Genomic DNA, 24,769 nt, shown 5'->3' on the forward strand with positions numbered 1-24,769 from the left:
GTAAGCGGCACATCTCAGGCAATGAAAAACCCGCGGGAGCGATCCCGCGGGTTTTGTCTTGAGTCGTAGCGGCTGAGCTTAGCCGTGCGCGAGCACGGCCAGCAACAGCAGCGCGACGATATTGGTGATCTTGATCGCCGGGTTGACCGCCGGCCCAGCAGTATCCTTGTAGGGATCACCCACCGTGTCGCCGGTCACCGAGGCCTTGTGCGCTTCGGAGCCCTTGAGGTGCTTGAGGCCGTCCTTGTCGACGAAACCGTCTTCGAACGACTTCTTGGCGTTGTCCCAGGCACCGCCGCCGGAGGTCATCGAGATGGCAACGAACAGGCCGTTGACGATGACGCCGAGCAGCGAGGCGCCGAGCGCGGCAAAGGCGGATGCCTTCGAACCGGAGATCAGGAGGACGCCGAAATAGACCACCAGCGGCGCCAGCACCGGCAGCAATGACGGAACGATCATCTCCCGGATCGCTGCCTTGGTCAGAAGGTCGACGGCGCGCGCATAGTTCGGCTTCGAGGTGCCGGCCATGATGCCCGGATCCTCGCGGAACTGCTTGCGCACCTCCTGGACGATAGCACCCGCGGCGCGGCCGACGGCGGTCATGGCGATGCCGCCGAACAGATACGGGATCAGGCCACCGAAGATCAGGCCGGCGACGACGTAAGGATTGGAGAGGTCGAAGGAGACGTCGCCCATGCCCTGGAAGTAGGGGTATTTGTCGCCATTGGCGGCAAAGAACTTCAGGTCGTTAGAGTAGGCCGCGAACAGCACCAGCGCGCCGAGGCCGGCCGAACCGATAGCGTAGCCCTTGGTTACCGCTTTGGTGGTGTTGCCGACCGCGTCGAGCGCGTCGGTGGACTGGCGCACTTCCTTTGGCAGGCCGGCCATTTCGGCAATGCCGCCGGCATTGTCGGTGACCGGGCCGAAGGCGTCGAGCGCGACGATCATGCCGGCGAGGCCAAGCATCGTCGTCACCGCGATCGCCGTGCCGTAGAGGCCGGCAAGCTGGTATGTCGAGATGATGCCGCCGACGATGACGATCGCCGGCAACGCCGTCGATTCCAGCGAGACCGCTAGGCCCTGGATGACGTTGGTGCCGTGACCGGTGACCGAGGCCTGGGCGATGGAGTTCACCGGACGCTTGTTGGTGCCGGTATAATATTCGGTGATCACCACGATGAGGCCGGTCACTACAAGGCCGACCAGGCCGCAGATGAACAGGTTCGTGCCGGTGATGGCCATGCCGGCGACGGTGCCGATCTCACCCCAGCCGATGCATGCCGAAGTGGCAACGGCAAGGCCGACAATCGACAGCAGGCCGGTGACGATCAGGCCCTTGTAGAGCGCGCCCATGATCGAGCCGCTGGAACCGAGCTTGACGAAGAAGGTGCCGACGATCGAGGTCAGGATGCAGGCGCCGCAGATGGCCAGCGGATAGAGCATGGCCGCGCCGAGAACGGCGGTGCCACCGAAGAAGATGGAGGCGAGGACCATGGTGGCGACCACGGTCACCGCATAGGTCTCGAACAGGTCGGCGGCCATGCCGGCGCAATCGCCGACATTGTCGCCGACATTGTCGGCAATGGTCGCCGGATTGCGTGGATCGTCTTCGGGAATGCCGGCTTCAACCTTGCCGACGAGATCCCCGCCGACGTCGGCGCCTTTTGTGAAGATGCCGCCGCCAAGACGGGCGAAGATCGAGATCAGCGAGGCGCCGAAGCCGAGCGAAACAAGCGAGTCGATGACGACGCGATCGTTTGGCTGCAGTCCCATGAACTGGGTCAGGATCAGGTAGTAGATCGAGACGCCGAGCAGGGCCAGGCCAGCAACCAGCATGCCAGTGATGGCGCCCGACTTGAAGGCGATCTCGAGGCCGGCAGCGAGGCTGTTGGAAGCTGCCTGCGCGGTGCGCACATTGGCGCGCACCGAGACGTGCATGCCGATGAAGCCAGCGGCACCCGATAGAACGGCGCCGATCAGGAAGCCGATGGCGGCGGTGATCGAAAGCAGCCACCAGGCGAGCAGCAGGACCACAACGCCGACCATGGCGATGGTGGTGTATTGGCGCGCCAGATAAGCCTGAGCGCCTTCGCGGATGGCCGCGGAAATTTCCTGCATGCGTGCATTGCCCTGATCGGCCGCGAGGACCGAACGTGTCGCCCAGATGGCGTAAAGGACTGAAAGCAGACCGCAGGCGATGACAGCAGAAATTATGGTCATTGCCGAATTTTCCTCGATTGGTGGCCCAAAAGAACCCCTCCCCGGACCGTTGAGACAGGGACGAATTTTCCGCAACCGGAATCCGTCCCTTCGCAGCGGCTTATGCGAAACAGGGCTCAGAACGTCAAGATATTGTTCGGTTCCTGTCCGGCTTTCGCCCAAAAGATCCCGGGTTTCGTCCAAAAGGCCGGACGGCAGTGCGCCTGTCGACACTGCCATCCGGTTAGATCGATTGAAATCGGCGAACGGCCGTCAGGCTTTGCGCGGGTCGCCGTCCGGCTGGATGACGAAGACCAGCACCACCAGCATGGTCATGTAGAATTTGAACGCCGCCTCCTGACCATTCCATGTTGAAGACTGCCACATGGCGAACCACTCGCCGCCAACGACCATGAAGCCGAAATACCAAACGAGGAAACCCATGGTGGCGGCAATGATGGCGAACTTCTTGGCGTCGTTGAAAGCCTGTCCGCTGGCGTTGCGCGCCTGCCAGAGTTGCCAGGCGGCGATCAGGTAGAGCAGACAGGTCAGCGCCTCGCCAATAATGATCAGCCAGTAGCCTGCCGTCCACAAGGCCGGGCTGGTGATCGAGCGGTACATCAGCGCATTGCCGGGAAAGGTCGTGTCCATGCTCAGCACATGCTGGACAAAGGCGAAGTTTGAGCCGTAATCGGTGATGTTGCCGAAGGCGACGAGGAAGGCGAAAGCCGCCAGACACAAACACATGACGATCTTGGAGAAACGCGCGGTCATGGCAAGAACTCCTGCTGAAAGATCGGGGCATCGCACTCATCAATCGCCGAGTCCCGAAGATCGCGCAACGGGTGGGCCAGTGATCATCGTGCTCACAGCCATTGCGAGACATTATGCCGGCAAGCAAGACATTGCCGAGACTATCGAAGCCCTCGATCTCGACGGTGATTGCGCTGTGGGCGACTTGGTCTCTGTGGTTAGAGCCGGCACACAGCATGATTTCGCCATCATCCGCCGCCGCTGGGTCGCCAGCGAAACGGGCACCACGCTCGAACTGACGCTCGACCATCCAGCGCGTTCAACGGGCCGCTGAAAGAAACGAACTTCGCCCCGAGAGGTTACTCGGCCTCGCGTCCCATGCGCCGAGCCGTGTAGCGCTCGATCGCCGACAGCCCATCATAGATCAGCACTGCAAGGGCGGCGACGATCAGGCCGCCCTGCAGGATGAAGGCGAGGTTGTTCGATAGCAGGCCGGCGATGATCACCTCGCCCAATGTCCTCGCCGCCACCGTCGAGCCGATGGTCGCGGTGGCGAGGCTGATCACCACCGACAGCCGGATACCGCCGAGAATGATCGGCGCGCTGAGCGGCAGCTCGACCTTGACCAGCCTTTGCCAGCCAGTCATGCCGGCGCCACGCGCCGCCTCGACGACGTTGGCCGGCAGCGTCGTCAGGCCGGTCAGCGCGTTCTCGAAGATCGGCAGCAGCCCATAGAGAAACAGCGCAATCAGCGTCGGCTTTTCGCCGAAGCCGACCGCCGGCACGGCAAGCGCCAGCACCGCCACCGGTGGAAAGGTCTGGCCTATATTGACCAGGCTGCGCGACAGCGGCAGGAATTCGGCGCCGGCTGGCCTGGTGACCAGGATGGCGAGCGCGACCGCAACGATTGTCGCGGCAACCGTTGCGATCAGCACGGTCCGCAGATGCAGCAGCGTTAGCGTCAACAGGCTGCCCTGATTGTAGATTACCGGCGCATTGTTCTCTGTCAGCGGCTTCAGCAGCGGTTCGAACCAGCCGGGATTGGTGACGAAGGCGATAAGCACCACCACCACGGCAAGCCTGAGCAGTGATGGAAGCCAAGCCTTTAAGCCAGCCTCTTTCATGCCGGCCTCGCCGCGCGCTTGACCAGCCCGTCCACCGTGACGCGGCCAAGCGGCTTGCCGTCGGTATCCTTCACCGGCAGCGCCGGGCGGCCCGACCACAGGAGTTCGGCGAGCGCGTCGCGCTGGCTGGCATCACCGGGGATCGCCTCGCCTTCGGCGGTGCCTTTTTCCACCGCGTCGCGGACCCGGCCAAGCGACAACAGCCGGAACGGTTTTTCGCTGGCACCTACCAGGGTTTCGACAAACGCACTGGCCGGTTTTGCCAGTATCTCGGCCGGCCCGGCATATTGCACCACTTTGCCGCCATCCATCACTGCGATCTTGTCGCCCATGTGAACAGCCTCCTCCATGTCATGGGTGACAAGGATGATGGTGGTGCCGAAGCGCTTCTGGATCGCCAGCAGATCCTCCTGCGCCTTGTTGCGAATGATCGGATCGAGCGCGCCGAACGGCTCGTCCATCAACAGCACGTTGGGTTCCGCGGCAAGCGCGCGGGCGACGCCGACGCGCTGCTGCTGGCCGCCGGAAAGCTCATGCGGATAGCGTGGCCCGTAGGCTTGCGGGTCGAGCTGGTAGAGCGTCATCAGCTCGTCGACGCGGGCCTTGATGCGGTTGGCATCCCAGCCGAGCAATACCGGCACAGTGGCGATGTTCTGCGCCACCGTGCGATGCGGAAACAGGCCATGGCCCTGGATGGCATAGCCGATGCTGCGACGCAGCTCGTAATCCGGCACCGAGCGGTTGTCTACGCCGTCGAGCTTGATCACGCCCGATGTCGGCTCGACCAGCCGGTTGATCATGCGAAGCAGCGTCGTCTTGCCGGAGCCGGAGGTGCCGACGATGACGGCGATGCTGCGCGGCTCGATTACTATCGACACGTCGTCGACAACTGTCGTCTCGCCGTAGCGCTTGGTGATGCCTTCGATCTCGATCATGCCGTTTCAACCCTGCGCTTGCTGGCGGTCATTTCGATCACTGCATCGAGGATGATGGCGGCGGCGAAGGCCAGCGCCACCGTGGGCACGGCGCCAAGCAGCACCAGGTCCATCGCCGTCTGGCCGACGCCCTGGAACACGAACACACCAAAGCCGCCGCCGCCGATCAACGCGGCAATCGTGGCGAGGCCGATATTCTGCACCAGCACGATGCGGATGCCGGTGAGGATCACCGGGAAGGCCAGCGGAAACTCGACGCCGAACAGCCGCTGGCGGTCGGTCATGCCCATGCCGCGCGCTGCGTCGTTGGCGGCACGTGGCACACCGGCAAGGCCGACCACGGTGTTGGCCACCACCGGCAGCAGCGAATAAAGGAACAGGGCGACGAAAGCCGGCGCTGTGCCGATGCCGCGAATGCCGAGCGCGGCAGCTCCCGGCACATGCGAAGCAACCCAGCCGAGCGGTGCGATCAAGAGGCCGAACAGCGCGATCGAAGGAATAGTCTGGATGATGTTCAGTACGTTGAGCACACCGGCCCGCAATTTCTCGACGCGGTGGCAAAGGATGCCTAGCGGCAAGCCGATAATTACTGCTGCCGCCAGTGAACCCAGCGCCAACGTCACGTGCTTGGAGCCTTCCGCCCAAAAACTATCTGCGCGATTGAAATATTCCTTGAGGATCGACAGGCTGTTCCAGCTCCCCGAGACCAGCAGCAGGCCGATCGCCGCTGCGGCGACAACAAGCACGCCGACCCGTGCCTGCGGCGACAGGTTCAGCCTTGTAAGCACGTCGGCGAGCAGAAGCGTGAAGGCGAAGATAAGCAGCCAGAAGCCCGAAGCCGGCGAGACACGGGCGAAGGTGTTGCCGGCAGGCGTCAGGAAGCTGCCGGCAACGCCGATCAGCAGCGCCAGCGCCGCAAGTGCAACCACACTGGCGACGAGGCGCAGAGCAAGCGGCGTTTTCAGCAATGCAATGAGCGCCGCTGCGACAACAATCGCCATCAATACCGGACCGACCGCCGCAGGCAAAGATTCGAGGATCGAGCGCGCCTCGCCGGGTACGATGCGATTGGCGCGGAACGTGGCGAATGGTGCCGCAAAAGCCGCATAGGCTGATATCGCCGCGATGATCACGCCGAGCTTGTCGAACCGGATGCGCACGCCCTCCCCCATCGGCCGATCCGGCGCACCTCGAAAGCGGCGCGCCGGAATCGCCTTACTTCAGGAAGCCGTTCTTTTTCAAAAAGTCCTCAGCGACGCCCTTGACCGGCTCGCCGCCAACCTGCACGCGGCCATTCAACTCCTGCAGCGTGACGAGATCGAGCTTGGCGAAGACCGGCTTCAGCAGCGTCTCGATTTCGGGATGCTCCTTCAGCACCGCCTCGCGGATGATCGGCGCCGGCTGATAGACCGGCTGCACACCCTTGTCGTCTTCAAGCACGACGAGGCCGGAAGGCGCGATGCCGCCGTCGGTGCCATAGACCATGGCGGCGTTGGCGCCGTTAGTCTGGTTGGCCGCAGCGGCAATGGTCGCCGCCGTGTCGCCGCCCGACAGCGTGATCAACTGGTCCGGCTTCAGTGTGAAGCCATAGGTCGTCTGGAAAGCGGGCAGCGCGGCCGCCGAATTGACGAACTCGGCGGAGGCCGCCAGCACCACCTTGCCGCTGCCCGAAACGTATTTGCCGAAGTCGGACAGCGTCACAAGCTTGTTGGTCTCGGCGACCTCCTTGCGCAGGGCGATCGCCCAGGTGTTGTTGGCCGGTGACGGGGACAGCCAGACGATCTTGTTGGCGTCGTAGTCGAGCTTCTTGGCAGTCTCGTACGCCTTGGCGGCATCTTTCCAGACCGGATCGTCGGCCTTCTCGAAGAAGAAGGCGGCGTTGCCGGTGTATTCCGGATAGATGTCGATCTCGCCGGCTGTAATCGCCTTGCGTACCACGGGCGTGCCGCCGAGCTGGATGCGGTCGGTGGTCTGGATATTATTGGCGTTCAGCACCAGCTGGATGATGTTGCCGAGCACACCGCCCTCGGTGTCGATCTTCGACGACACCACCACCTGGGCGCTTGCCGAGGCTGCCGTGATGCCGAGCCCCAGTACAGCACCGGCCAGAACCTTGATTGAAAACATCTCACAAATCCCTTGCTGTGAACCGGAATACGGCTGCCGCATATGAGCATGGCTTCGATGCCCCGTCGGGGTACACGGTTTCATAAGAAGAGGGATGGGCGCAATAATTTTGTTCGAATGCGAGTGACTCCGCTGCCGCGCCGTCCCGACAGCGTGACGTCAGTTGGCCGCGCGCAAGCCCGTCATCTTCAACACGCCCAGTGCCACGAAGCACAGCACGACGACCGGGAAAATCATCCAGTTCAGCATCTCCCAGCCCCAGGCATTGTAGACCGCCCCCGACATCAGTGAGGCGAAGGCGACGGAGCCGAACAGGACGAAATCGTGGAACCCCTGGACCTTGCCTTTTTCGGACGGCTGGTAGCTGTCGGCCACCATGGCGGTGGCGCCGATGAAGCTGAAGTTCCAGCCGAGGCCGAGCAGGATCAGCGTCGTCCAGAACTGCCACAGTGCCAACCCCGACAGCGCGACTATACCGCAGCCAATGAGCAGCACCAGGCCGATGGCCACGATCCGCTCCGCGCCAAAACGATGGATCAGCGACCCCGTAAAGAAGCTCGGCGCGAACATCGCCATGACGTGCCAGGAAATGCCGAGCGTGGCGTCGTCGGTCGACAGGCCGCAGCCGACCATGGCCAGCGGCGCTCCGGTCATGACGAAGCTCATCAGCGCGTAGCTGCCGACGGCGCAAAACAGCGCCGCGACGAAGCGCGGCCTGGTGACGATTTCTGAGAGCGGCCGGGCGTCGCTGTCGGCGATTTCCACCTTGTCGGTTGCCTTGGCCGGGATGCGCAACAAAGAGAGAATGGCGCCGCCGACCGCCGCCAGCACCAGGATGGACGCAAACGAGCCGGCAAACTTCACCGGCGAGAACAGATCGCCGGTGAAGATGACGATCTGCGGCCCAAGGATGGCGGTGACGATGCCGCCGGCCAGCACGAAGGAGATGGCGCGCGCCTTGAATTCAGGCGGCGCATTGTCGGCGGCGGCAAAGCGGAACTGCTGGACGAAGGCGCCGCCGATCCCGATCACGGCCAAGCCGAAAGCGAACAGCCAGAAGCTGGCATGAAACAGCGCCAGCGTGGCGACCAGGCCGCCAAGTGCTGTCACCGCCGTGCCGGTCATGAAACCGTCGCGCTGGCCGAGCCGGCGGATGATCGCCGCGGCCGGCAGGGAACCGAGCGCCACGCCGACATTGAAACCGGTGATCGGCGCGGTTGCCAGCGACTTGTCGGCGTCGAGCAGGTACTGCCCGGCCAATCCGCCCATGGAAATGGCGATGGGTGCGGCCGAGCCGATGATCGCCTGCGAGGCTGCGAGGATGAAGGCGGTACGACGCGCTTCCTTGCCGGCCTCAACGGCGACGACAGCAGTCATGAGGCGTCCTTGCCGCGGCCCTCGCCACGCACCCGGCGCGACACGCGATCGAGCACCGCATTGACCAGTTTCGGCTCGTCTTCTTCGTAAAATGCCTTGGCGATGTCGACATATTCGGAGACGATGACCGCCACCGGCACGTCCTCGCGCTGCATCAGCTCGTAGACGCCGGCGCGCAATATGGCGCGCAATGTCGAATCGAGCCTCGACAGCGGCCAGTCCTCGGTCAGCGCCTGTCGGATGATCGGATCGATGGTCTTCTGGTGCTCGACGACGCCGGCAAGAATGGCGCGAAACCATTGCGCATCGGCTTCGCGATAGAGCGCGCCGTCGACTTCCTTGCCGAGCCTGAACGCCTCGTATTCAGCGGTGATCTCAAATACGCCGCTGCCGGCGACGTCCATCTGGTAGAGCGCCTGCACGGCGGCCAGACGGGCAGCACCACGCTTGTTGGCGTGACGAACCGCAGGCTGTCCGGGCGCAGCGGGTTCGCTCACGATGGCTCTCCCAACTGCTGCTTGAGCGCAATCATTGTGAGCGCCGCACGCGCCGCAAAGCCGCCCTTGTCGCCTTCCGAACGCCTGGCCCGTGTCCAGGCCTGTTCGTCGTTTTCGGTGGTCAGGATGCCGTTGCCGATGCAGACCGAATCCTGCACGGACAGGTCCATCAGGGCACGGCTGGAATCATTGGCGACGATATCGAAATGATAAGTGTCGCCGCGGATCACCGTGCCGAGGGCGACGAAACCGTCATAGTTCGTCCCGCCTTCGGAGGCACCGTCGAGCGCGAAGGAAATCACCGCCGGGATTTCGAGCGAGCCAGGAACGGTGACGACATCGTATGTCGCGCCCGCTTCGTCGAGCGCGCTGGTCGCGCCTTCGAGCAACGCGTCCGCAAGGTCGTCGTGAAAGCGCGCCTCGATGACAAGAAGGTGGGCCTTCTTCTTCGGACGGATGAACGCTTTGCCGTGTTGGGATGTGCCTGCCATAGATGTCTCCGGGGATCGCCGGTGACTTAGGCCGAAGCCGGTTTGATCGCAAGCGGAAGATTGCCGAACGAACTTTCAAGGCCAACCCGGTGGCGGTCGCATCAGGGAATGGGCTTTATGGACGACCGCCTCAAAGTCCCTCCTTCGCCGCCTCCACCAATCGCGCCGCGTAGCGGGCCATGGTGTCGATCTCGAGATTGACCCAGTCGCCGACCTGGCGTTCGCCCCAGGTGGTGACGGTCAGCGAATGGTGGATCAACAGCACGTCGAAGCGGGTGCCTTCGACCTTGTTGACGGTGAGCGAAGTGCCGTCGAGTGCGACGGAACCCTTGGGGGCGATGAATTTGGCAAGCTCGCGCGGTGCTTCCAGGGTAAAGCGCACGGCGTCACCCTCTTCCTTGCGGGCCACGATCTCGGCCATGCCGTCGACATGGCCTGACACGATATGGCCGCCAAGCTCGTCGCCGATCTTCAGCGCCCGCTCCAGGTTGATGCGCGTGCCGGATTTCCAGCCCATCGCGGTCGTCAGCCTGAGCGCCTCTTCCCAGGCCTCGACCTCGAACCAACTTGCGTTGGCGCCATCTTCCGGCAATCCCGTCACCGTCAGGCAGACACCGCCGCAGGAAATCGAGGCGCCGATGGCAATGGTCTGCGGATCGTAGGCGGTGTCGATACGCAAACCTACGCCTTCCCTGAGCGGCTTCACGGCAGCGACGGTGCCGACATCGGTGACGATTCCAGTGAACATTAGTTTGGCCCCGTGAACATCAGTTCGGTCCTAGATGTCTCTTATCCATTCCGCATATGTGTCTTCGCCGAAACGCATGTTGCGCAATTTGCGAAATCCCGGTGGGATATTGTTGGCATCGATCGGCGATGCAATGCCGCCCTCGCCGATCGCGTCCGGCCCCCGAAACAGCACGATGCGATCAACCAGTTGTTCGTCGAGGAACGCCTTGGCCACCCTGGCGCCGCCCTCGACCAGGACGCTGGCCATGCCGAGCGCCGCCAGATCCTCGAGCAGTTCCGGCAACGCAATATCGCCTTCATACGTCTCAGTGCCGATGAAGCGCACGCCGGCGCGTTCGAGTGCGGCGCGCCGGTGCGGATCGGCCTCGGCGCAGGCAGCGATATAGAGCGGCACGCGGTCGACGCCGGCGACCAGTTTCGAAGTCTCGGGTAGCCTGATCTGACGGTCGAGCACGATGCGCGCCGGCGAACGGCTCTCCAGTCCCGGAAGCCTAACCGTCAGCGCCGGATCGTCCTCCAGTGCCGTGCCGATGCCGATCAATATGCCATCGGCTTCGGCGCGCATCAGATAAACTTCGCGCCGGGCGATATCGCCGGTGATGGAGATCTGTCCCTCGCCTTTCACGCCGATCTTGTTGTCGCTCGAAAGCGCAAGCTTCAGAATCACTTCCGGGCGTTTTTTCAGAGATCGAATCAAATAGCCGGCCATCTGCTCCGCGGCCTCGGCCGCCAGCACTTTTTCCACCACCTCGACGCCGGCGGCATGCAAGATTGCATAGCCCTTGCCGGAAACACGCGGGTCCGGATCGCTGGCAGCGCCGACCACACGCGTCACGCCGGCACTGACCAGCGCATTGGCGCAAGGCGGCGTGCGGCCGTGATGGGCGCAAGGCTCCAGCGTTACATAGGCGGTGGCGCCGCGCGCCAGTTCGCCGGCCTCCGCCAAAGCCTCGGTCTCGGCATGCGGCCGGCCGCCGACGGCCGTGACGCCGCTGCCGACGATCATCGGCCCATCGCCGTCGTCGCGTACGATCAGCGTGCCGACGGAAGGATTGGTCGAGGTCCGGCCGGCATTCCTGCGCGACAGCCTAAGGGCTGCCGCCATATAGCGGCGATCGAGGACCTCTTGCTCCGCCGTGCTGCGCTCGGACCTTGCCATGCTCAGCCGGCGTCCTCTTCGCTCTTCAGCTCTTCGCCCCTAGGCTCGTCAGTTTTGAGCTCGTCGCCCTTGAGCTCACCCAACACGTCGTGGAAATCCTTGGCCTCGCGGAAATTACGGTAGACGGAGGCAAAGCGCACATAGGCGACATCATCGAGTGACTTCAGTGCCTCCATGACCAGCCGGCCCACTTCGCCGGATGCGACTTCGGTCTCGCCCGAGCTCTCAAGCTGGCGCACGATGCCGGTCACCGCGCGGTCGATGCGCTCGGGATCGACATTGCGCTTGCGTACCGCGATTTCGACCGAGCGCAGCAGCTTGTCGCGGTCGAATGGCACCTTGCGTCCAGACTTCTTCACCACGACGAGGTCGCGCAGCTGTACCCGCTCGAAAGTGGTGAAGCGGCCGCCGCAATCCGGGCAGACGCGCCGCCTGCGGATCGCCGCGCCGTCTTCGGCGGGCCGCGAATCCTTCACCTGCGTATCTTCAGACTGGCAGTAGGGACAGCGCATGGAGAGCCTTCGGTTCGCGATTCTCGTGGAGCGAAAGGCTTAGAGGTTTTTGCCACGATGGCAAAGTATGGCCGATGACCGATCGCGCCTCTGAGATAGCGAGGCACGAGGAAAATTGCGAGAGCGGCAATCAGTTGGACGGCAATACGCCAATCAGGGAGCGACGTCGCCGGTCGGGAAGCCGCAGGACGTGCCGAGATAGCGATAGGCCTTGGTGAAGCCGTCCATCGATATGGTCGCGACCGGCTTGTCGGCCAAGCTGACATCGAGGGCGCTGGTACGGCGCATGGCACGCAGTATGGCAAGCGTGGTCTCGGGCTTGTTGTTCATCATCCACTGTCCGTCGGCGATAAGATGAAAACCAGCCTTGATCTTGTCGTTGACGTCGCGGAACACGGCCGGGATGTTGTCACCCTTGGGCAAGTCACTGTTTTTCACGGCGATGATGAGGCTCGGATAGCCCTCGGGCGGCAGCACGTCGCCATTCGAGATGGCCAGCGTAAGGGTGCCGCTGGTCCCGTTAGCGTCGAAAAAGACCGTCGAGGCGGCACAGGTCTTGCGCACATCCTCACCGGTGTTGACCTCGTCCACCGTGGTGGACCACCTGCCGAAGGTCTCTGTCTTGGGTGCTGCTGGCGTCGGCTCGGTCTGCGCCAAGGCGGCGTCGGACTGCTGCGAGATGGCTAAGGTGAGCAAGGCGCCAACGCTGGCGAAACGGAAAATTCGCATCATCATCAAGCCTCTCCGAGATGCCGCCGTGCCCAGTTGATCGGCGCCGTCACAGTTGGGGAACGACGCCCTGCGTCAGCCAAGATAGGGGTAAAGCGGAAAACGATCCGTCAATGCCGCCACCTTGGTCTTCACGGCTGCCTCGACGGCCGCATTGCCCTCGTCGGAATTGGCGACTTTCAGTCCATCCAGCACTTCGGCGATCAGCTTGCCGATCTCGCGGAACTCGGCCTGGCCGAAGCCGCGCGTGGTGCCGGCCGGCGTGCCGAGCCGAACGCCGGAGGTGACGAAAGGCTTTTCCGGGTCGAAGGGGATGCCGTTTTTGTTGCAGGTGATGTTGGCGCGGCCAAGGGCAGCCTCGGCGCGCTTGCCGGTGGCGTTCTTGGGGCGCAGGTCGACCAGCATCAGATGGTTGTCGGTGCCGCCGGAGACGATGTCGAGACCGGTCTCCTGCAGACTGGAGGCCAGCGCCTTGGCATTGGCGACGACGCTCTCGGCATAGATCTTGAAGCTCGGCTTCAGCGCCTCGCCCAGAGCCACCGCCTTGGCGGCGATGACATGCATCAGCGGTCCACCCTGCAGGCCGGGGAAGACGGCCGAATTCATCTTTTTGGCAATATCCTCGTCGTTGCAAAGGATCATGCCGCCGCGCGGGCCGCGCAGCGATTTGTGCGTCGTGGTGGTGACCACGTGGGCATGCGGCAGCGGCGAAGGATGCATGCCGCCGGCGACCAGGCCGGCGATGTGGGCCATATCGACCATCAGATAGGCACCGATCGAATCGGCGATCTCGCGAAAACGCTTCCAGTCCCAGACGCGTGAATAGGCGGTGCCGCCAGCCAGGATCAGCTTTGGCCTGGTCTCATGGGCGGTCTTCTCGATCGCGTCCATGTCGAGCAGATGATCTTCCCTGCGCACGCCATAGGAGACAACCTTGAACCATTTGCCGCTCATATTGACCGGCGAGCCATGCGTCAGGTGCCCGCCGGAATTGAGGTCGAGGCCCATGAAGGTGTCGCCGGGCTGCAGCAGCGCCAGGAACACCGCCTGGTTCATCTGGCTGCCGGAATTCGGCTGGACGTTGGCGAAGTTGCAGCCGAACAGCTTTTTCGCGCGTTCGATGGCCAGTTCCTCGGCGACATCGACGAATTGGCAGCCGCCATAGTAGCGCTTGCCCGGATAGCCCTCGGCATATTTGTTGGTCATGATCGACCCTTGCGCCTCGAGCACGGCGCGCGAGACGATGTTTTCCGAGGCAATCAGCTCGATCTCGTGGCGCTGGCGGCCGAGTTCGTTGCGGATCGCGCCGAAAATCTCGGGGTCGGCATCGGCAAGCGTGGTTTCGAAGAAGGATTCGAATTTGTTCGACACTGCCGCTGCTGTTGCCATGGGCTGAAATCCTCAAGGTTCGGGGTCTGTCGCGCCATTAACACAGTTGCTTTCGGCCCGCCACGTTTGCAGCGCGAAATTTGCTGGCCGGATTGCGGCAGCCCCCCTGAAAGCACATTATTTCTTCGCCTGCCGGCCGGCAGCAGGGCTTCGCGTGATCTCCTGAACAGCCCCGCATGGTTTGCATATGATCCGTGGCGAAAACCGATTTTCGGAATCATGCGCAAAGCTCAGGGAACGACGGCGACAATAAAAAGGCCGCCCTTCCGGCGGCCTTTTTGCAAATGAACTCAGCTGCTTAGAGCGCGGATGTGATCTGCAGCTCGTTGGCCCCGTCGAGGCCGTAAATGTCGTCGCGGAACTGCACCACGCCCGGCCCCGTCGACCAGGCCGAGATGTAGAGGAAATAGACCGCCACCGGATTGGTGACCTGCACCGGGACGTTTTCGCCGCTCTTGATGGCCGCCTCGAAATGCTGGCGATTCCAGCCCGGCGTGTCGCGCAGGATCCAGGTGACGAGATCGCGCACATTCTGGACGCGCACGCAGCCCGAGGAATCGAAGCGCATCATCTTGCCAAACAGGCTCTGCTGCGGCGTGTCGTGCATGTAGACGCCGTCCGGGCTGGGGAAATTGATCTTGACCGAGGCCATCGCGTTGCCAGCACCCGGATCCTGGCGGAAGCGGTACTTCTCGGCGTCGTCGGTCGACCAGTCGACGGTCAGCGGATCAACCTCGCTGCCATCCGGCGCGAACAGACGGATGTGGCTGTCCTTGAGATAGTTGGGGTCCTTCCGCATCAGCGGAATGATGTCCTTGCGCACGATTGAGACCGGCGCGTTCCAGTAGGGATTGACGATGATCTCGTTGATCTTGGAATTGACGATCGGCGTCTGGCGGTCGATCTTGCCGACGATCGCGGTATGGCGCAGCACGACGCGATCGTTCTCGACCGCCTCGATCTGGGCGCCTGGAATGTCAACCAGCACGTAACGGTTGCCAAGCGTGCCGGCGCGCTCGCGCAGCCGCTGCAGATTGGTCTGCAACTGGCCGAGACGAATTGGCGCCGAAACATTCATCGCCGCATAAGAATATTGGCCCAGCGTCCCGTCGGCGGGCAGGCCATGGCGCGCCTGAAAGCGCTTGACCGCGGAGTCGACATAGGAATCGAAGGCTGTCGAAATGCCGGCGCTCTGCGCCAGATCGCCCGCAATCATCAGGCGTTTGCGCAGCGGGACCACGTCGGGATCATCGACGCCGAGCTGCAATTTCTTGGTGTCGGGAACCGGCTCCCAGCCGCCCTGGGCGACGATGTTCTGGTATTGCGCGACCGCCTGTTCGGTAAACGAAACGGTCTGCAGGCTGAAGATCGGCAGCGTCGAGGCCACCTTGCCGCCCTGGCTGGGGCGCGCGTCGAACTGGTCGTCCCAATTGCCGCGGGCCGAGGATTTCAGGATATCCCCGATCACATCCTGCGCACTGGCTCGGCCGGCGACCATAGCGGCTGCGAGCGCGGAGGCCCCTGAAAGGAAGAAACGGCGGCTGGTTCTCATGGACGTTCCAGACATTCTTGCTACAATTCCACTCACCGGGCGGTCTCGCCCGCACTCTAGGGTTGGCTTCTTAACAATTAGCCAACCATGGTCCGCATCACTTCGGTGTAAAAACACATGGGAAGTGACTTGGGCACAGGACAAATGCACGGCTTTGGCCCCAGCATCACCCGCATCTTCGGTTCCATTGGAATATGGCGGCAACGTGGCTGTTGCTCGAATTTGGATCGGCAGGCCTGACGAAACGGAAAGACCGGTGCTTTTCGGCACCGGCCTTTGGTCTGCTCCGCGGCAGCGCTTCCGTGGTCCAGCTTCAGATCTTGCTGCGGCGGATGCGACTACATCCGATAGGCAATCGTATCGTTCCAGAACCGATCCAACCGCTGCAGGGCGCGGTTCATCTGCTTGAACTCTTCGGTGTTGATACCGCCGACCTGCTCGATCGAGCCGACATGGCGCTCGTAAAGGCCGGCGACGACTTCCGCCACCTCATTGCCCTTCGGTGTCAGCGAAACCCGCACGGAACGGCGGTCGATGCGCGAGCGCTGGTGGTTGATGAAGCCGAGATCGACCAGCTTCTTCAGATTGTAGGAGACATTCGAGCCGAGATAATAGCCGCGCGAGCGCAGTTCGCCGGCGGTCAGCTCCGAATTGCCAATGTTGAACAGGAGCAGCGCCTGGATGGCGTTGATGTCGGAGCGGCCGTTGCGGTCGAATTCGTCCTTGATCACATCAAGCAGACGGCGATGCAGCCGCTCGACCAGCTGCAGCGATTCCATGTACAGCGAACGGATCGCCTCGCGGCGGTCATCGGATACGTTGGCGGTCTTCGCCGCCGGACGCGAATTGATCATTGTCTTTGCCTCTCGTTTGTCGCCCGGTGATTTTTTGTTCTTCACCTTGATCGCGACACTATCGAATACTCATAAAATTCGACTTAAACGCCAAGGCTAACAAGAGCTTACCGGTAAAGGGTTTCGAAAGAGGCTTAACGGACGGTCACCCGAGCAAGGATAATTAACCTAAAGATTTAGCCAACGATCCTGGCCGGAATTGCTATCGCCGGGCTTGCCGTTTCTGGATCCAGATCACCACGCGGAACACGATGTAGAGCAGCGCCACCGCAAGGTGCGAGGCGACGATCAGCAGCCGGTGGCCGAACAGCTCGGGGAAGCCGGCATACATGACGCTCTCGGTCACCGCGCAGATGAACCAGATCACCGGCCCCCAGGACGCCAGCATCCAGAGGCCGGCGGCAGCGAATGGAAAAAACACCGCCAGCACCACCGCCGCCACCTGCCAGTGCACCGGCATCAGGTCGAAGCGCCACAACGGGCCGGGGTAAAAGCCGATCAGCCGGATCCAGTACAAGATGCCGAACAGCAGGCAGTAGCCGGCGATGACGCGCTGGAACCAGGCGAAGATGACCTCGACCGTCGAGGGCTGCAGCACCACGCGTCTCGAGGCGACCTCGCTCACAGCTTCAGTTCCCGTTCGCCGAGCGGTGCGAAATAGGCGTCGACGTCGGCGGCGCTGACGTCATCGATGCCTGCCGGCCGCCATTGCGGCGTCGAGCCCTTGTCGATGATGGCGGCGCGGATACCTTCATAGAAGTCGTGCCCGGCAAGCATGCGGTTGAGGATACGGAACTCCATTTTCATGCACTCGTCCATCGACAACGTCTGCCCGGCGCTGATCTGGCGCCAGGCGACATGCAGGCTGGTCGGTGAACGGGTGCGGATGGTGGCCAGCGTCTTTGCCGCGAACTCGTCGGCAGTGGCTGCCCGCTCCAGACTGGCGACGATATCGGCCAGCGACGGCTGCGCGAAATGCCGGGCGATGGCCTCCAGTGTCGGCCTGTCGGTCTCGCGCCTGGCCGGGATGAAGCAACCGCGCAGCACTGATTCCGGGTCGCCGCTTTCCGCCAGACGGTCGAGAAAGCCGGCCTGGTCCTCCGCCTTGATCGTATGGGTGGCGAGGCCCGACCACAAAGCATTGCCATAGCGGATGCGGTTGCCGGTCAGCGCCAGATACATGCCGAAGCTGCCGCCGAGATCCGGCAACAGATGGCTGGCGCCGACATCCGGGAAAAAGCCGATGCCGACTTCGGGCATGGCAAACTGGGCGTTCTCGGTCAGCACCCGCTGCGAGCCATGGAAGGAGATGCCGACGCCGCCGCCCATGACGATGCCGTCGATCAGCGCGACATAGGGTTTCTTGAAACGGGCGATGCGGGCGTTCAGCCGGTATTCGTCGGCGAAGAACTCGACCGGCGGCTTTCCTGCCCGGCCGGCCTCGTAGATGTGGAGGATGTCGCCGCCTGCGGAAAACGCCCTGCCTTCGGCCTTGACGACGACAACATCGACGCCGTCGTCGCGTTCCCAACTGCGCAGCGCCTTATCCAGCGCCTTGACCATGCGGTGGGTTACGGCATTGAGCGCCTGCGGCCGCGTCAGCGTGACGATGCCGGCCCTGCCCAATCTTTCGAAGCGAATCTCGTCGCCTCCGCCAAAATCCATCGCCAGAGACTCCCTCCCCCGCGCCCCGCCGGGAGTGAAGTGCTAAAGCGTGGCGCATGGCCGCGTCAATGGCGGGCGGCCAATCCCGCTGCTTGGCCGTTGGCAGCAGCCGGTGCTAAAGCTGGTTCTTTGAACCGGAGGTTGAACCCTTGTCTTGGTTGCCGCGCCTTGCTGTTGCGGTGGTCGGCCTGATCGGCGCGATCACTTCTCCCGTGTCGGCCGCAACCGTCGACGAGCTCTACCGATCGCAGACCATCGTCACCGGCCAGGGCGAAGAGAACCGCCAGATCGGCTTCAAGGCCTGCCTCGATGCGGTGCTGGTTCGCGTCTCCGGCGATCAGCGGCTGCCGAAAAGACCTGATATGGCGGCGTTGCGCGACAAGGCCGGGAGCTTCGTTGCCGAATTCCGCTATCATGATCGTCTCGAAGGCATTCCGGTCCATGACGAACAGGGCACCCACGACCGACCGCACGATCTCACCTGCCTTTATAAGCCCGAAGTCATAGATCCCGTGCTTGCCGGGCTTGGCAGCAAACCATGGCTTGGCGAGCGGCCACGCTTGGCAATTTTCCTCAGCGCGGAGCAAGGCGCGAGACATTTCGCGCTGACCGCGGACGATCAGCGCGGAGCGGCGATGCGCGAATCCTTTGCCAATGCCACCGGTCCACTGGTCATGCGGATTGTATTTCCGGCAGCGTCGCTGCTCTCCGCCTCAAAGCTGGACGACCGAAGCCTCAGCCATGCCGACATGGCGACATTGGACCAGCTTGCCCGAAAAGCCGGTGCCGATCAGGCGCTCGCCGGCAGCATCGTCTGGAGCGACAAGGAACTGGGCTGGATCGCCGATTGGCGGCTTGCCATGAAGGGCAAGAGCTACAAATGGCAAGTGCGCGGCGTCAGCTTCGACGAGGCATTCCGCGTCGCCATGCGGGGCGCGGCGCAGGTGTTGTCCGGCAACGGCGCGCCAGAGTAAGGTTTTGAACCAGCACTGGCACAATCGTGTCGCATTGGTCAGCGGGGAAGGCTCGTGGTAAAAGCCGCCGATCCGGAGTTTTTGCGATGAACAAATTCACCCCTGCAAAGCCTGCCGGCGCGCGCAGCGTCGACGAGATCACCGGCAGCCGGCGGCTGCGGCGCATGCGCAAGGCCGATTGGTCGCGCCGCCTTGTCCAGGAGAACCGGCTCTCGGTCGACGATCTGATCTGGCCGATCTTCGTCGTCGACGGCAGACAAGTGCGCGAACCGATCGCCGCCATGCCCGGCGTGTTCCGCCTGTCGCTCGACCTCGTTGTCAAGGAGGCTGAGCGCGCGGCTAAGCTTGGCATTCCGGCGATCGCCACTTTCCCCAATGTGGAGCTCGGCCTGCGCGATCAGACCGGTTCGCACATCCTCGATCCGGAAAACATCATCAACCGTGCCACCCGCGCCATCAAGCACGCAGTCCCGGAGATCGGCATCATCACCGACGCCGCGCTTGACCCGTTCACCTCGCATGGCCATGACGGCATCTTGCGCGAGGGCATTATCGTCAATGATGAAACGGTAGAGCAGGTGACGGCGGCGGCCGTCATTCAGGCGGCGGCGGGGGCCGACATCATTGCCCCGTCGGACATGATGGACGGTCGGATCGGTGCCATCCGCGATGCGCTCGACGCCAATGGGTTTCAGGATGTAGCGATCATGTCCTATGCGACCAAGTTCGCATCCGCTTTTTACGGCCCCTATCGTGAGGCGGTCGGCACCGCCGGCCTGCTCAAGGGCGACAAGAAGACCTATTACATCGACCACGCCAATTCCGACGAAGCGGTGCGCGAGGCCGAGCAGGATCTCGCCGAGGGCGCCGACATGCTGATGGTCAAGCCCGGCCTGCCCTATCTCGACATCATCCGGCGGCTGAAAGACGAGTTGCAGATGCCGACCTTCGCCTATCAGGTCTCGGGCGAATATTCGATGATCAAGGCCGCCGCCGCCAATGGCTGGATCGACGGCGAAAAGGCGATGCTGGAATCGCTGCTCGCCTTCAAGCGCGCCGGCTGCGACGGCATCCTGACCTATTTCGCGCCGGAAGTGGCTGAAATGCTGAAGGGGTAGCAGACGTTGTTGTGGGGGCTGGGCAAGCATTTCAAAACGGTGTTTGGCCCTAAACCACGCGGCGACACGGATACGCTTGGGTATCACGCGTACGTCACGCTTTATGACTGGACTGTGCCGAGTTCCAAGCTGTCCAGCGCTATTGGTCGAATTTCGGACAAGCAAAAATCCGCGCTCGACGCCGCATGGATCGAGCTGGAAAGCGGTCTCGCCGGGTGGAAGACGAACAACCATATCCTGGCGGCGGATATAGCGGCAGAGGTCCGAAACAGCCTCTCGGAATCAGACCTCGATGACATGGTCGTTTCTATCCTCTTCGATCAATCCGGCTCGATGCGCGGCCAGAAAATTCTGTACGCGGCTGCATCCGCCGACATTGTTCAGGAATTCCTGCGCACGCTCGGCCCCAAGGTCGAACTCCTGGGCTTCACAACGCGCAATTGGCGCGGCGGAGAATCAAGACGCATCTGGAATGAAGATGGCCGGCCCGCCAATCCGGGAAGACTGAACGACCTGCTTCATATCATCTACAGGGAGGCTGGCGACAAGCGCCAGAGCAGTATAGGCCATGCCCTCAAGCCGATGCTGCGACCCGACCTGCCCAAAGAGAATGTCGATGGCGAAGCCATCGAGTGGGCGGCCGGGCGGCTGCTGGAACGTCCTGAATCCCGTAAAATACTGCTTGTCGTGTCTGACGGCGCGCCGGTCGACGATGCCACACTTTTAGCAAACGGCCCGCGCTATCTCGACGATCATCTCATCATGTGGTTCGGCAGCTCGAGACAACCGGCAGAGTTGATTTGCTGGCGGTTGGGTTAGGCTTTGATGCAAGCCGCTACTATCGTGTCTCAGCCAATTGCGAGGCTCCCGATCAACTTGCCAGAACCATGCTGACGTTGTTGAAACGTGAGCTTGTCGCCGGGCCGAGAGCGAGTAGCGGCGACCGTGGCTGACGAGAGGCTGGTTTCGTCCCGGCGGCTGTCGTCCCACGATGCTATCCATCGTCAACTCACAGAGGCGGCCGTAAATACCGCTTGCAATTTGCAATCAGATAAGCTACCCAATAACCGATTGCAAAATGCAACTAGTTATGGAGGCTCTCATGTCCAAACTTCGCGTCAAGGCTTTCACCCTGTCGATCGACGGCTTCGGCGCCGGTCCCGACCAAGACCTGAAGAATCCGCTGGGTATTGGCGGGGAGGCCCTGCACGAATGGATGTTCGGCACCCGCACCTTCCGCAAGATGGTCCTCGGCAAGGATGGCGGGACCACGGACACGGACGAGGCGTTCGCGGCGCGCAGCTTCGAAAATGTCGGCGCATGGATCCTGGGCCGCAACATGTTCGGGCCGATCCGCGGCGAATGGCCGGATGACAGCTGGAAAGGCTGGTGGGGTGACAACCCACCCTACCACGTGCCGGTCTTCGTGCTGACGCACCATGCGCGTGAGCCCATCGTCATGGAAGGTGGCACGACTTTCCATTTCGTCACCGACGGCATCCATTCGGCGCTGGAGAAGGCGAAAGCAGTGGCTGACGGCAAGGATGTACGGCTCGGCGGCGGCGTCGCCACGATCCGGCAATATCTCCAGGAAAAGCTCATCGACGAAATGCATCTGGCGATCTCACCGGTCCTGCTAGGCGCCGGCGAGAGCCTTTTTGCCGGCATCGACATGCCCAAGCTCGGCTATCGCTGCAGCGAGCAGGTCGCGACGCCGAAGGCCACGCACGTCATCATCGAGCGCGATTAGGAAGTAGCGTGGGCGTTTTTGTCTGCGCTATTGGCGAAACCTTTGGTGCAGGCCCCTTTCTCCCCGTCACTATACGGGGAGAAATGCCCGGCAGGGCAATGAGGGGCGGCGCAAGCGATCAAAGATTACGCTGCCGGACAATACCCCCGAGGGCAATATGACGTCAGAATAAGTTTAGTCCACGAAGTGATTTGAGCGGGTTCAATTGTCGAGGTTGGCGCCGCCCCTCATCCGCCTGCCGGCACCTTCTCCCCGTATGGTGACGGGGAGAAGGGAGCCCTGCCTCAGTACTTCTCCGGCACATACAGTTCGCGCGGCAGTACCTGGCGCTCGTATTCGGGATTGAAGACGCGCTCCGGCAGTGTGATCTCCTCGTGCGGCACCTCCTCATAGGGCATTTGCTTGAGGAGATGGTCAATGCAGTTCAGCCGTGCCCGCTTCTTGTCGTTGCCCTCGACGATGAACCACGGGGCTTCCGGGATATTGGTGCGGGCGAAGGTCTCTTCCTTGGCCTTGGTGTACTGCTCCCAGCGCACGCGCGACTGGAGGTCCATCGGTGATAGTTTCCATTGCTTCATCGGGTCATGGATGCGCATCAAAAAGCGCATCTGCTGCTCCTCGTCGGTGATCGAAAACCAGTATTTGACAAGCGTAATGCCTGAGCGGACCAGCATGCGTTCGAAATCCGGAACGTCGCGGAAGAACTCCTCGACCTGATCCGGCTGGGCAAAGCCCATTACCCGCTCGACGCCCGAGCGGTTGTACCAGGAGCGGTCGAACAGCACGATCTCGCCGCCGGCCGGCAGATGCGGAACGTAGCGCTGGAAATACCATTGCGACTTCTCGCGCTCGGTCGGCGCCGGAAGTGCTGCGACGCGGCAGATGCGCGGATTAAGCCTCTGGGTGATGCGCTTGATAACACCACCCTTGCCCGCCGAGTCGCGGCCCTCGAAGACCACGACGAGCTTCTTCTTGTGATAGGCGACCCAGGATTGTAGCTTGATCAATTCGGATTGCAGCGTGATGAGATCGCGAAAATACTGCAGGCGGTCGATCGATGGCGGATGCGCATTCTTGTAGATCTTGGCGATCTCCATCGACAGCGCCGGCTCCGAGATTTCCAGCTCATAGTCTTCATCGAGCGTGTCGGCGAGTTCCGCTTCCAGCCAGTCCCTGGCCGAGGAATTCTGTTTTATCTCGGTCATTTGCGCTGCTCCGCTTACAGGCCTTGCCGGCCGCTGTCAGGCGCTCTGCCGCCCGGCCCGGCGGCCGGAAATCGAAGCGCTGGACCGATGTTAGTATAGGCCGGCAATGACGGTTTTATTGCAGCCACTACTGCGCTGGCTGTGCGTTCAATCCGGAAGATGTGATCGAGCTTGCCATGCGGAACGGGCGACAAGCGGAACGAATTATCCTACAAATACCCGGTTCATTGAGGGCTGTCGTTTGCAACGCCCTTTCCCGATAAATCGTGAGGATACGACATGGAATACCGCACTCTCGGCCGTTCCGGGCTGAAGGTTTCGACGCTGACCATGGGCACCATGACGTTCGGCGGCGGCGGCGCGTTTTCGGCGGTCGGCAAGACCGACCTCGACGAGGCGCGCCGGATGATCGACCTTTGCATCGATGCCGGCGTCAATGTCATCGACACCGCCAACGTCTATTCGAACGGGGTGTCGGAAGAGATCATCGGCGAGGCGCTCGGAGGCAAGCGCAAGGGCGACGTGCTGATCGCGTCCAAGGCGCGCATGCGGATCGGCAAGGGCCCCAACGATGAAGGCTTGTCGCGCTACCATCTGATCCGCGAATGCGAGAGGAGCCTGAAGCGCCTCAGGACCGATGTCATCGACATCTATTTCCTGCACGAGTGGGATGGCCTGACACCGCTTGAGGAAACCATCGCCGCGCTCGACACGCTGGTCGCGCAGGGCAAGGTCCGTTATGTCGGCTGCTCCAATTATTCCGGCTGGCAAGTTATGAAGGGGCTGGGGATCAGCGACCGTCATCACCAGCCGCGCTTCGTCACCCAGCAGATCCATTACACGCTGGAAGCGCGCGAGGCCGAGTATGAATTGTTGCCGATCTCGGTCGACCAGGGGCTCGGCGTGCTGGTCTGGAGCCCGCTTGCCGGCGGGTTGCTGTCCGGCAAATACCACCGTGACCAGCCGACCGCCCGCCAGCTCAGCGGCTGGTCGGAACCGCCGATCCGCGACGAGGACCGGCTGTGGCGGATCGTCGACGCGCTGATCGATATCGGCAATAACCACGGCGTGTCGGCGGCGCAGGTGGCGCTTGCCTGGCTGCTCGGCCGGCCCGCTGTCAGTTCGCTGGTGATCGGCGGACGAACCGAAGCGCATTTCAAAGACAATATCGCCGCTGCAAGCCTTGTGCTTGCCGATGAGGAGCGCACACGGCTCGACGTGGTCAGCAGGCCGCCCGTGCTCTATCCCTACTGGCACCAGCAATTCACGGCAAAGGACCGGTTCGGGCCGGCCGATCTCGTCCTCGACCGGGACGGCGCCTGAAAAGTCGGGCTCTCCGGACAGCGCCGAGATATGGAGCCGATCGTGCCTTGCGGTGTTGTGTTTGCGGTCCAATGCTCCTAGGCAAAGGCCAAGCACAATGAAAGGAAACGATATGGCACGAGCACCGAACTACGGTCAGGAACGCAAGGAACGCGACCGGCAGAAGGCTGCCAAGAAGGCGGAAAAGCAGGCTGCCAAGGTCGCGGCCAAGGAGCGCTCGAAGCCCGAGGGCGAAAGCGAGCCCCAGACCAACACCGAAACGGCCGAGTGATGATATCAGGCCTGT

Annotated in this window: 25 protein-coding genes and 1 pseudogene; 7 read left to right on the forward strand and 19 right to left on the reverse strand. The window is 62.4% G+C overall.

What is annotated here, in order from left to right:
• Positions 1 to 78 precede the first annotated feature (78 nt).
• Together NKI95_RS05805 and NKI95_RS05810 are read right to left on the reverse strand one after the other, a co-directional pair.
• Complete coding sequence (locus NKI95_RS05805) at positions 79 to 2,220, reverse strand: sodium-translocating pyrophosphatase (RefSeq protein WP_352714828.1); 2,142 nt, start codon at positions 2,218 to 2,220, stop codon at positions 79 to 81.
• A gap of 252 nt (positions 2,221 to 2,472) precedes the next feature.
• Positions 2,473 to 2,973 carry a DUF2165 family protein gene (locus NKI95_RS05810; protein WP_352714830.1) on the reverse strand — a complete coding sequence of 167 codons (501 nt, stop codon included), beginning with the start codon at positions 2,971 to 2,973 and terminating at the stop codon, positions 2,473 to 2,475.
• Positions 2,974 to 3,052: 79 nt separating this feature from the next.
• Here NKI95_RS05810 and NKI95_RS05815 point away from each other — a divergent pair, with 79 nt between their 5' ends.
• Positions 3,053 to 3,286, forward strand: a complete 234-nt coding sequence (locus tag NKI95_RS05815; protein ID WP_352714832.1) for a hypothetical protein — start codon at positions 3,053 to 3,055, stop codon at positions 3,284 to 3,286.
• A 25-nt stretch (positions 3,287 to 3,311) separates the two neighbouring features.
• Here NKI95_RS05815 and NKI95_RS05820 read toward each other — a convergent pair whose 3' ends face one another.
• The 16 genes from NKI95_RS05820 to NKI95_RS05895 form a co-directional block, all read right to left on the reverse strand.
• Complete coding sequence (locus tag NKI95_RS05820; RefSeq protein ID WP_352714834.1) at positions 3,312 to 4,076, reverse strand: ABC transporter permease; 765 nt, start codon at positions 4,074 to 4,076, stop codon at positions 3,312 to 3,314.
• A complete protein-coding gene (locus NKI95_RS05825) occupies positions 4,073 to 5,011 on the reverse strand; it encodes an ABC transporter ATP-binding protein (protein WP_352714836.1) in 939 nt (312 codons plus the stop codon). Before NKI95_RS05825 ends, NKI95_RS05820 begins: the two co-directional genes overlap by 4 nt.
• On the reverse strand, positions 5,008 to 6,183 hold the full coding sequence (locus NKI95_RS05830) for an ABC transporter permease (protein ID WP_352714838.1): 1,176 nt from the start codon (positions 6,181 to 6,183) through the stop codon (positions 5,008 to 5,010). The genes NKI95_RS05825 and NKI95_RS05830 overlap by 4 nt, the downstream gene beginning before the upstream one ends.
• Before the next feature lie 43 nt (positions 6,184 to 6,226).
• Positions 6,227 to 7,138 (reverse strand): glycine betaine ABC transporter substrate-binding protein OsmF, encoded by a 912-nt coding sequence (gene osmF, locus NKI95_RS05835; RefSeq protein WP_352714840.1) that lies wholly within the window; start codon positions 7,136 to 7,138, stop codon positions 6,227 to 6,229.
• Between the two features lie 159 nt (positions 7,139 to 7,297).
• Positions 7,298 to 8,515, reverse strand: a complete 1,218-nt coding sequence (locus tag NKI95_RS05840; RefSeq protein ID WP_352714842.1) for an MFS transporter — start codon at positions 8,513 to 8,515, stop codon at positions 7,298 to 7,300.
• Positions 8,512 to 9,012 (reverse strand): transcription antitermination factor NusB, encoded by a 501-nt coding sequence (nusB, locus tag NKI95_RS05845; RefSeq protein WP_352714844.1) that lies wholly within the window; start codon positions 9,010 to 9,012, stop codon positions 8,512 to 8,514. Before nusB ends, NKI95_RS05840 begins: the two co-directional genes overlap by 4 nt.
• Complete coding sequence (gene ribH, locus NKI95_RS05850; RefSeq protein ID WP_352714846.1) at positions 9,009 to 9,503, reverse strand: 6,7-dimethyl-8-ribityllumazine synthase; 495 nt, start codon at positions 9,501 to 9,503, stop codon at positions 9,009 to 9,011. Before ribH ends, nusB begins: the two co-directional genes overlap by 4 nt.
• A gap of 130 nt (positions 9,504 to 9,633) precedes the next feature.
• Entirely contained in the window at positions 9,634 to 10,251 is a 618-nt protein-coding gene (locus NKI95_RS05855; RefSeq protein WP_352714847.1) for a riboflavin synthase, read from the reverse strand.
• 30 nt (positions 10,252 to 10,281) lie between these two features.
• Complete coding sequence (ribD, locus tag NKI95_RS05860) at positions 10,282 to 11,412, reverse strand: bifunctional diaminohydroxyphosphoribosylaminopyrimidine deaminase/5-amino-6-(5-phosphoribosylamino)uracil reductase RibD (protein WP_352714849.1); 1,131 nt, start codon at positions 11,410 to 11,412, stop codon at positions 10,282 to 10,284.
• Positions 11,413 to 11,414: 2 nt separating this feature from the next.
• On the reverse strand, positions 11,415 to 11,924 hold the full coding sequence (gene nrdR, locus NKI95_RS05865) for a transcriptional regulator NrdR (RefSeq protein ID WP_292658679.1): 510 nt from the start codon (positions 11,922 to 11,924) through the stop codon (positions 11,415 to 11,417).
• Between the two features lie 153 nt (positions 11,925 to 12,077).
• On the reverse strand, positions 12,078 to 12,659 hold the full coding sequence (locus NKI95_RS05870) for a hypothetical protein (protein WP_352714850.1): 582 nt from the start codon (positions 12,657 to 12,659) through the stop codon (positions 12,078 to 12,080).
• 69 nt (positions 12,660 to 12,728) lie between these two features.
• Entirely contained in the window at positions 12,729 to 14,042 is a 1,314-nt protein-coding gene (gene glyA / locus NKI95_RS05875; protein ID WP_292658681.1) for a serine hydroxymethyltransferase, read from the reverse strand.
• 298 nt (positions 14,043 to 14,340) lie between these two features.
• Positions 14,341 to 15,594, reverse strand: coding sequence for a L,D-transpeptidase family protein (locus tag NKI95_RS05880; protein WP_023717271.1), 1,254 nt, complete (start codon positions 15,592 to 15,594; stop codon positions 14,341 to 14,343).
• Between the two features lie 338 nt (positions 15,595 to 15,932).
• Entirely contained in the window at positions 15,933 to 16,448 is a 516-nt protein-coding gene (gene ldtR / locus NKI95_RS05885) for a transcriptional regulator LdtR (RefSeq protein ID WP_023674486.1), read from the reverse strand.
• Positions 16,449 to 16,650: 202 nt separating this feature from the next.
• The gene (locus NKI95_RS05890; protein WP_352714852.1) at positions 16,651 to 17,073 is read right to left on the reverse strand and encodes a DUF6163 family protein; all 423 of its coding nucleotides are present in this window, start codon (positions 17,071 to 17,073) and stop codon (positions 16,651 to 16,653) included.
• A complete protein-coding gene (locus NKI95_RS05895) occupies positions 17,070 to 18,113 on the reverse strand; it encodes an enoyl-CoA hydratase/isomerase family protein (RefSeq protein WP_352714853.1) in 1,044 nt (347 codons plus the stop codon). Before NKI95_RS05895 ends, NKI95_RS05890 begins: the two co-directional genes overlap by 4 nt.
• Positions 18,114 to 18,262: 149 nt before the next feature.
• Between NKI95_RS05895 and NKI95_RS05900 the strand changes: the two genes are divergently transcribed.
• The 4 genes and pseudogenes from NKI95_RS05900 to NKI95_RS05915 all read left to right on the forward strand — a co-directional run bounded on the left by NKI95_RS05900 (position 18,263) and on the right by NKI95_RS05915 (position 21,955).
• Positions 18,263 to 19,087: a DUF8605 domain-containing protein gene (locus NKI95_RS05900; RefSeq protein ID WP_352714854.1), complete on the forward strand. Its 825-nt coding sequence runs from the start codon at positions 18,263 to 18,265 to the stop codon at positions 19,085 to 19,087.
• Positions 19,088 to 19,173: 86 nt separating this feature from the next.
• A complete protein-coding gene (gene hemB / locus NKI95_RS05905) occupies positions 19,174 to 20,205 on the forward strand; it encodes a porphobilinogen synthase (RefSeq protein ID WP_352714855.1) in 1,032 nt (343 codons plus the stop codon).
• A 333-nt stretch (positions 20,206 to 20,538) separates the two neighbouring features.
• A pseudogene (locus NKI95_RS05910) lies at positions 20,539 to 21,158 on the forward strand (cobaltochelatase CobT-related protein).
• Between the two features lie 149 nt (positions 21,159 to 21,307).
• Positions 21,308 to 21,955 carry a dihydrofolate reductase family protein gene (locus tag NKI95_RS05915; protein WP_292658699.1) on the forward strand — a complete coding sequence of 216 codons (648 nt, stop codon included), beginning with the start codon at positions 21,308 to 21,310 and terminating at the stop codon, positions 21,953 to 21,955.
• Between the two features lie 284 nt (positions 21,956 to 22,239).
• Here the strand turns inward: NKI95_RS05915 and ppk2 are convergent, their stop codons facing one another.
• Positions 22,240 to 23,160 (reverse strand): polyphosphate kinase 2, encoded by a 921-nt coding sequence (gene ppk2 / locus NKI95_RS05920; protein WP_352714857.1) that lies wholly within the window; start codon positions 23,158 to 23,160, stop codon positions 22,240 to 22,242.
• A gap of 279 nt (positions 23,161 to 23,439) precedes the next feature.
• Here ppk2 and NKI95_RS05925 point away from each other — a divergent pair, with 279 nt between their 5' ends.
• Both NKI95_RS05925 and NKI95_RS05930 read left to right on the forward strand, forming a co-directional pair.
• A complete protein-coding gene (locus NKI95_RS05925) occupies positions 23,440 to 24,483 on the forward strand; it encodes an aldo/keto reductase (RefSeq protein ID WP_352714858.1) in 1,044 nt (347 codons plus the stop codon).
• A 112-nt stretch (positions 24,484 to 24,595) separates the two neighbouring features.
• The gene (locus NKI95_RS05930) at positions 24,596 to 24,754 is read left to right on the forward strand and encodes a hypothetical protein (RefSeq protein WP_352714860.1); all 159 of its coding nucleotides are present in this window, start codon (positions 24,596 to 24,598) and stop codon (positions 24,752 to 24,754) included.
• The last annotated feature ends 15 nt before the right edge of the window (positions 24,755 to 24,769 follow it).

Source organism: Mesorhizobium sp. M0306 (genome assembly GCF_040321655.1).
GTDB lineage: Bacteria > Pseudomonadota > Alphaproteobacteria > Rhizobiales > Rhizobiaceae > Mesorhizobium.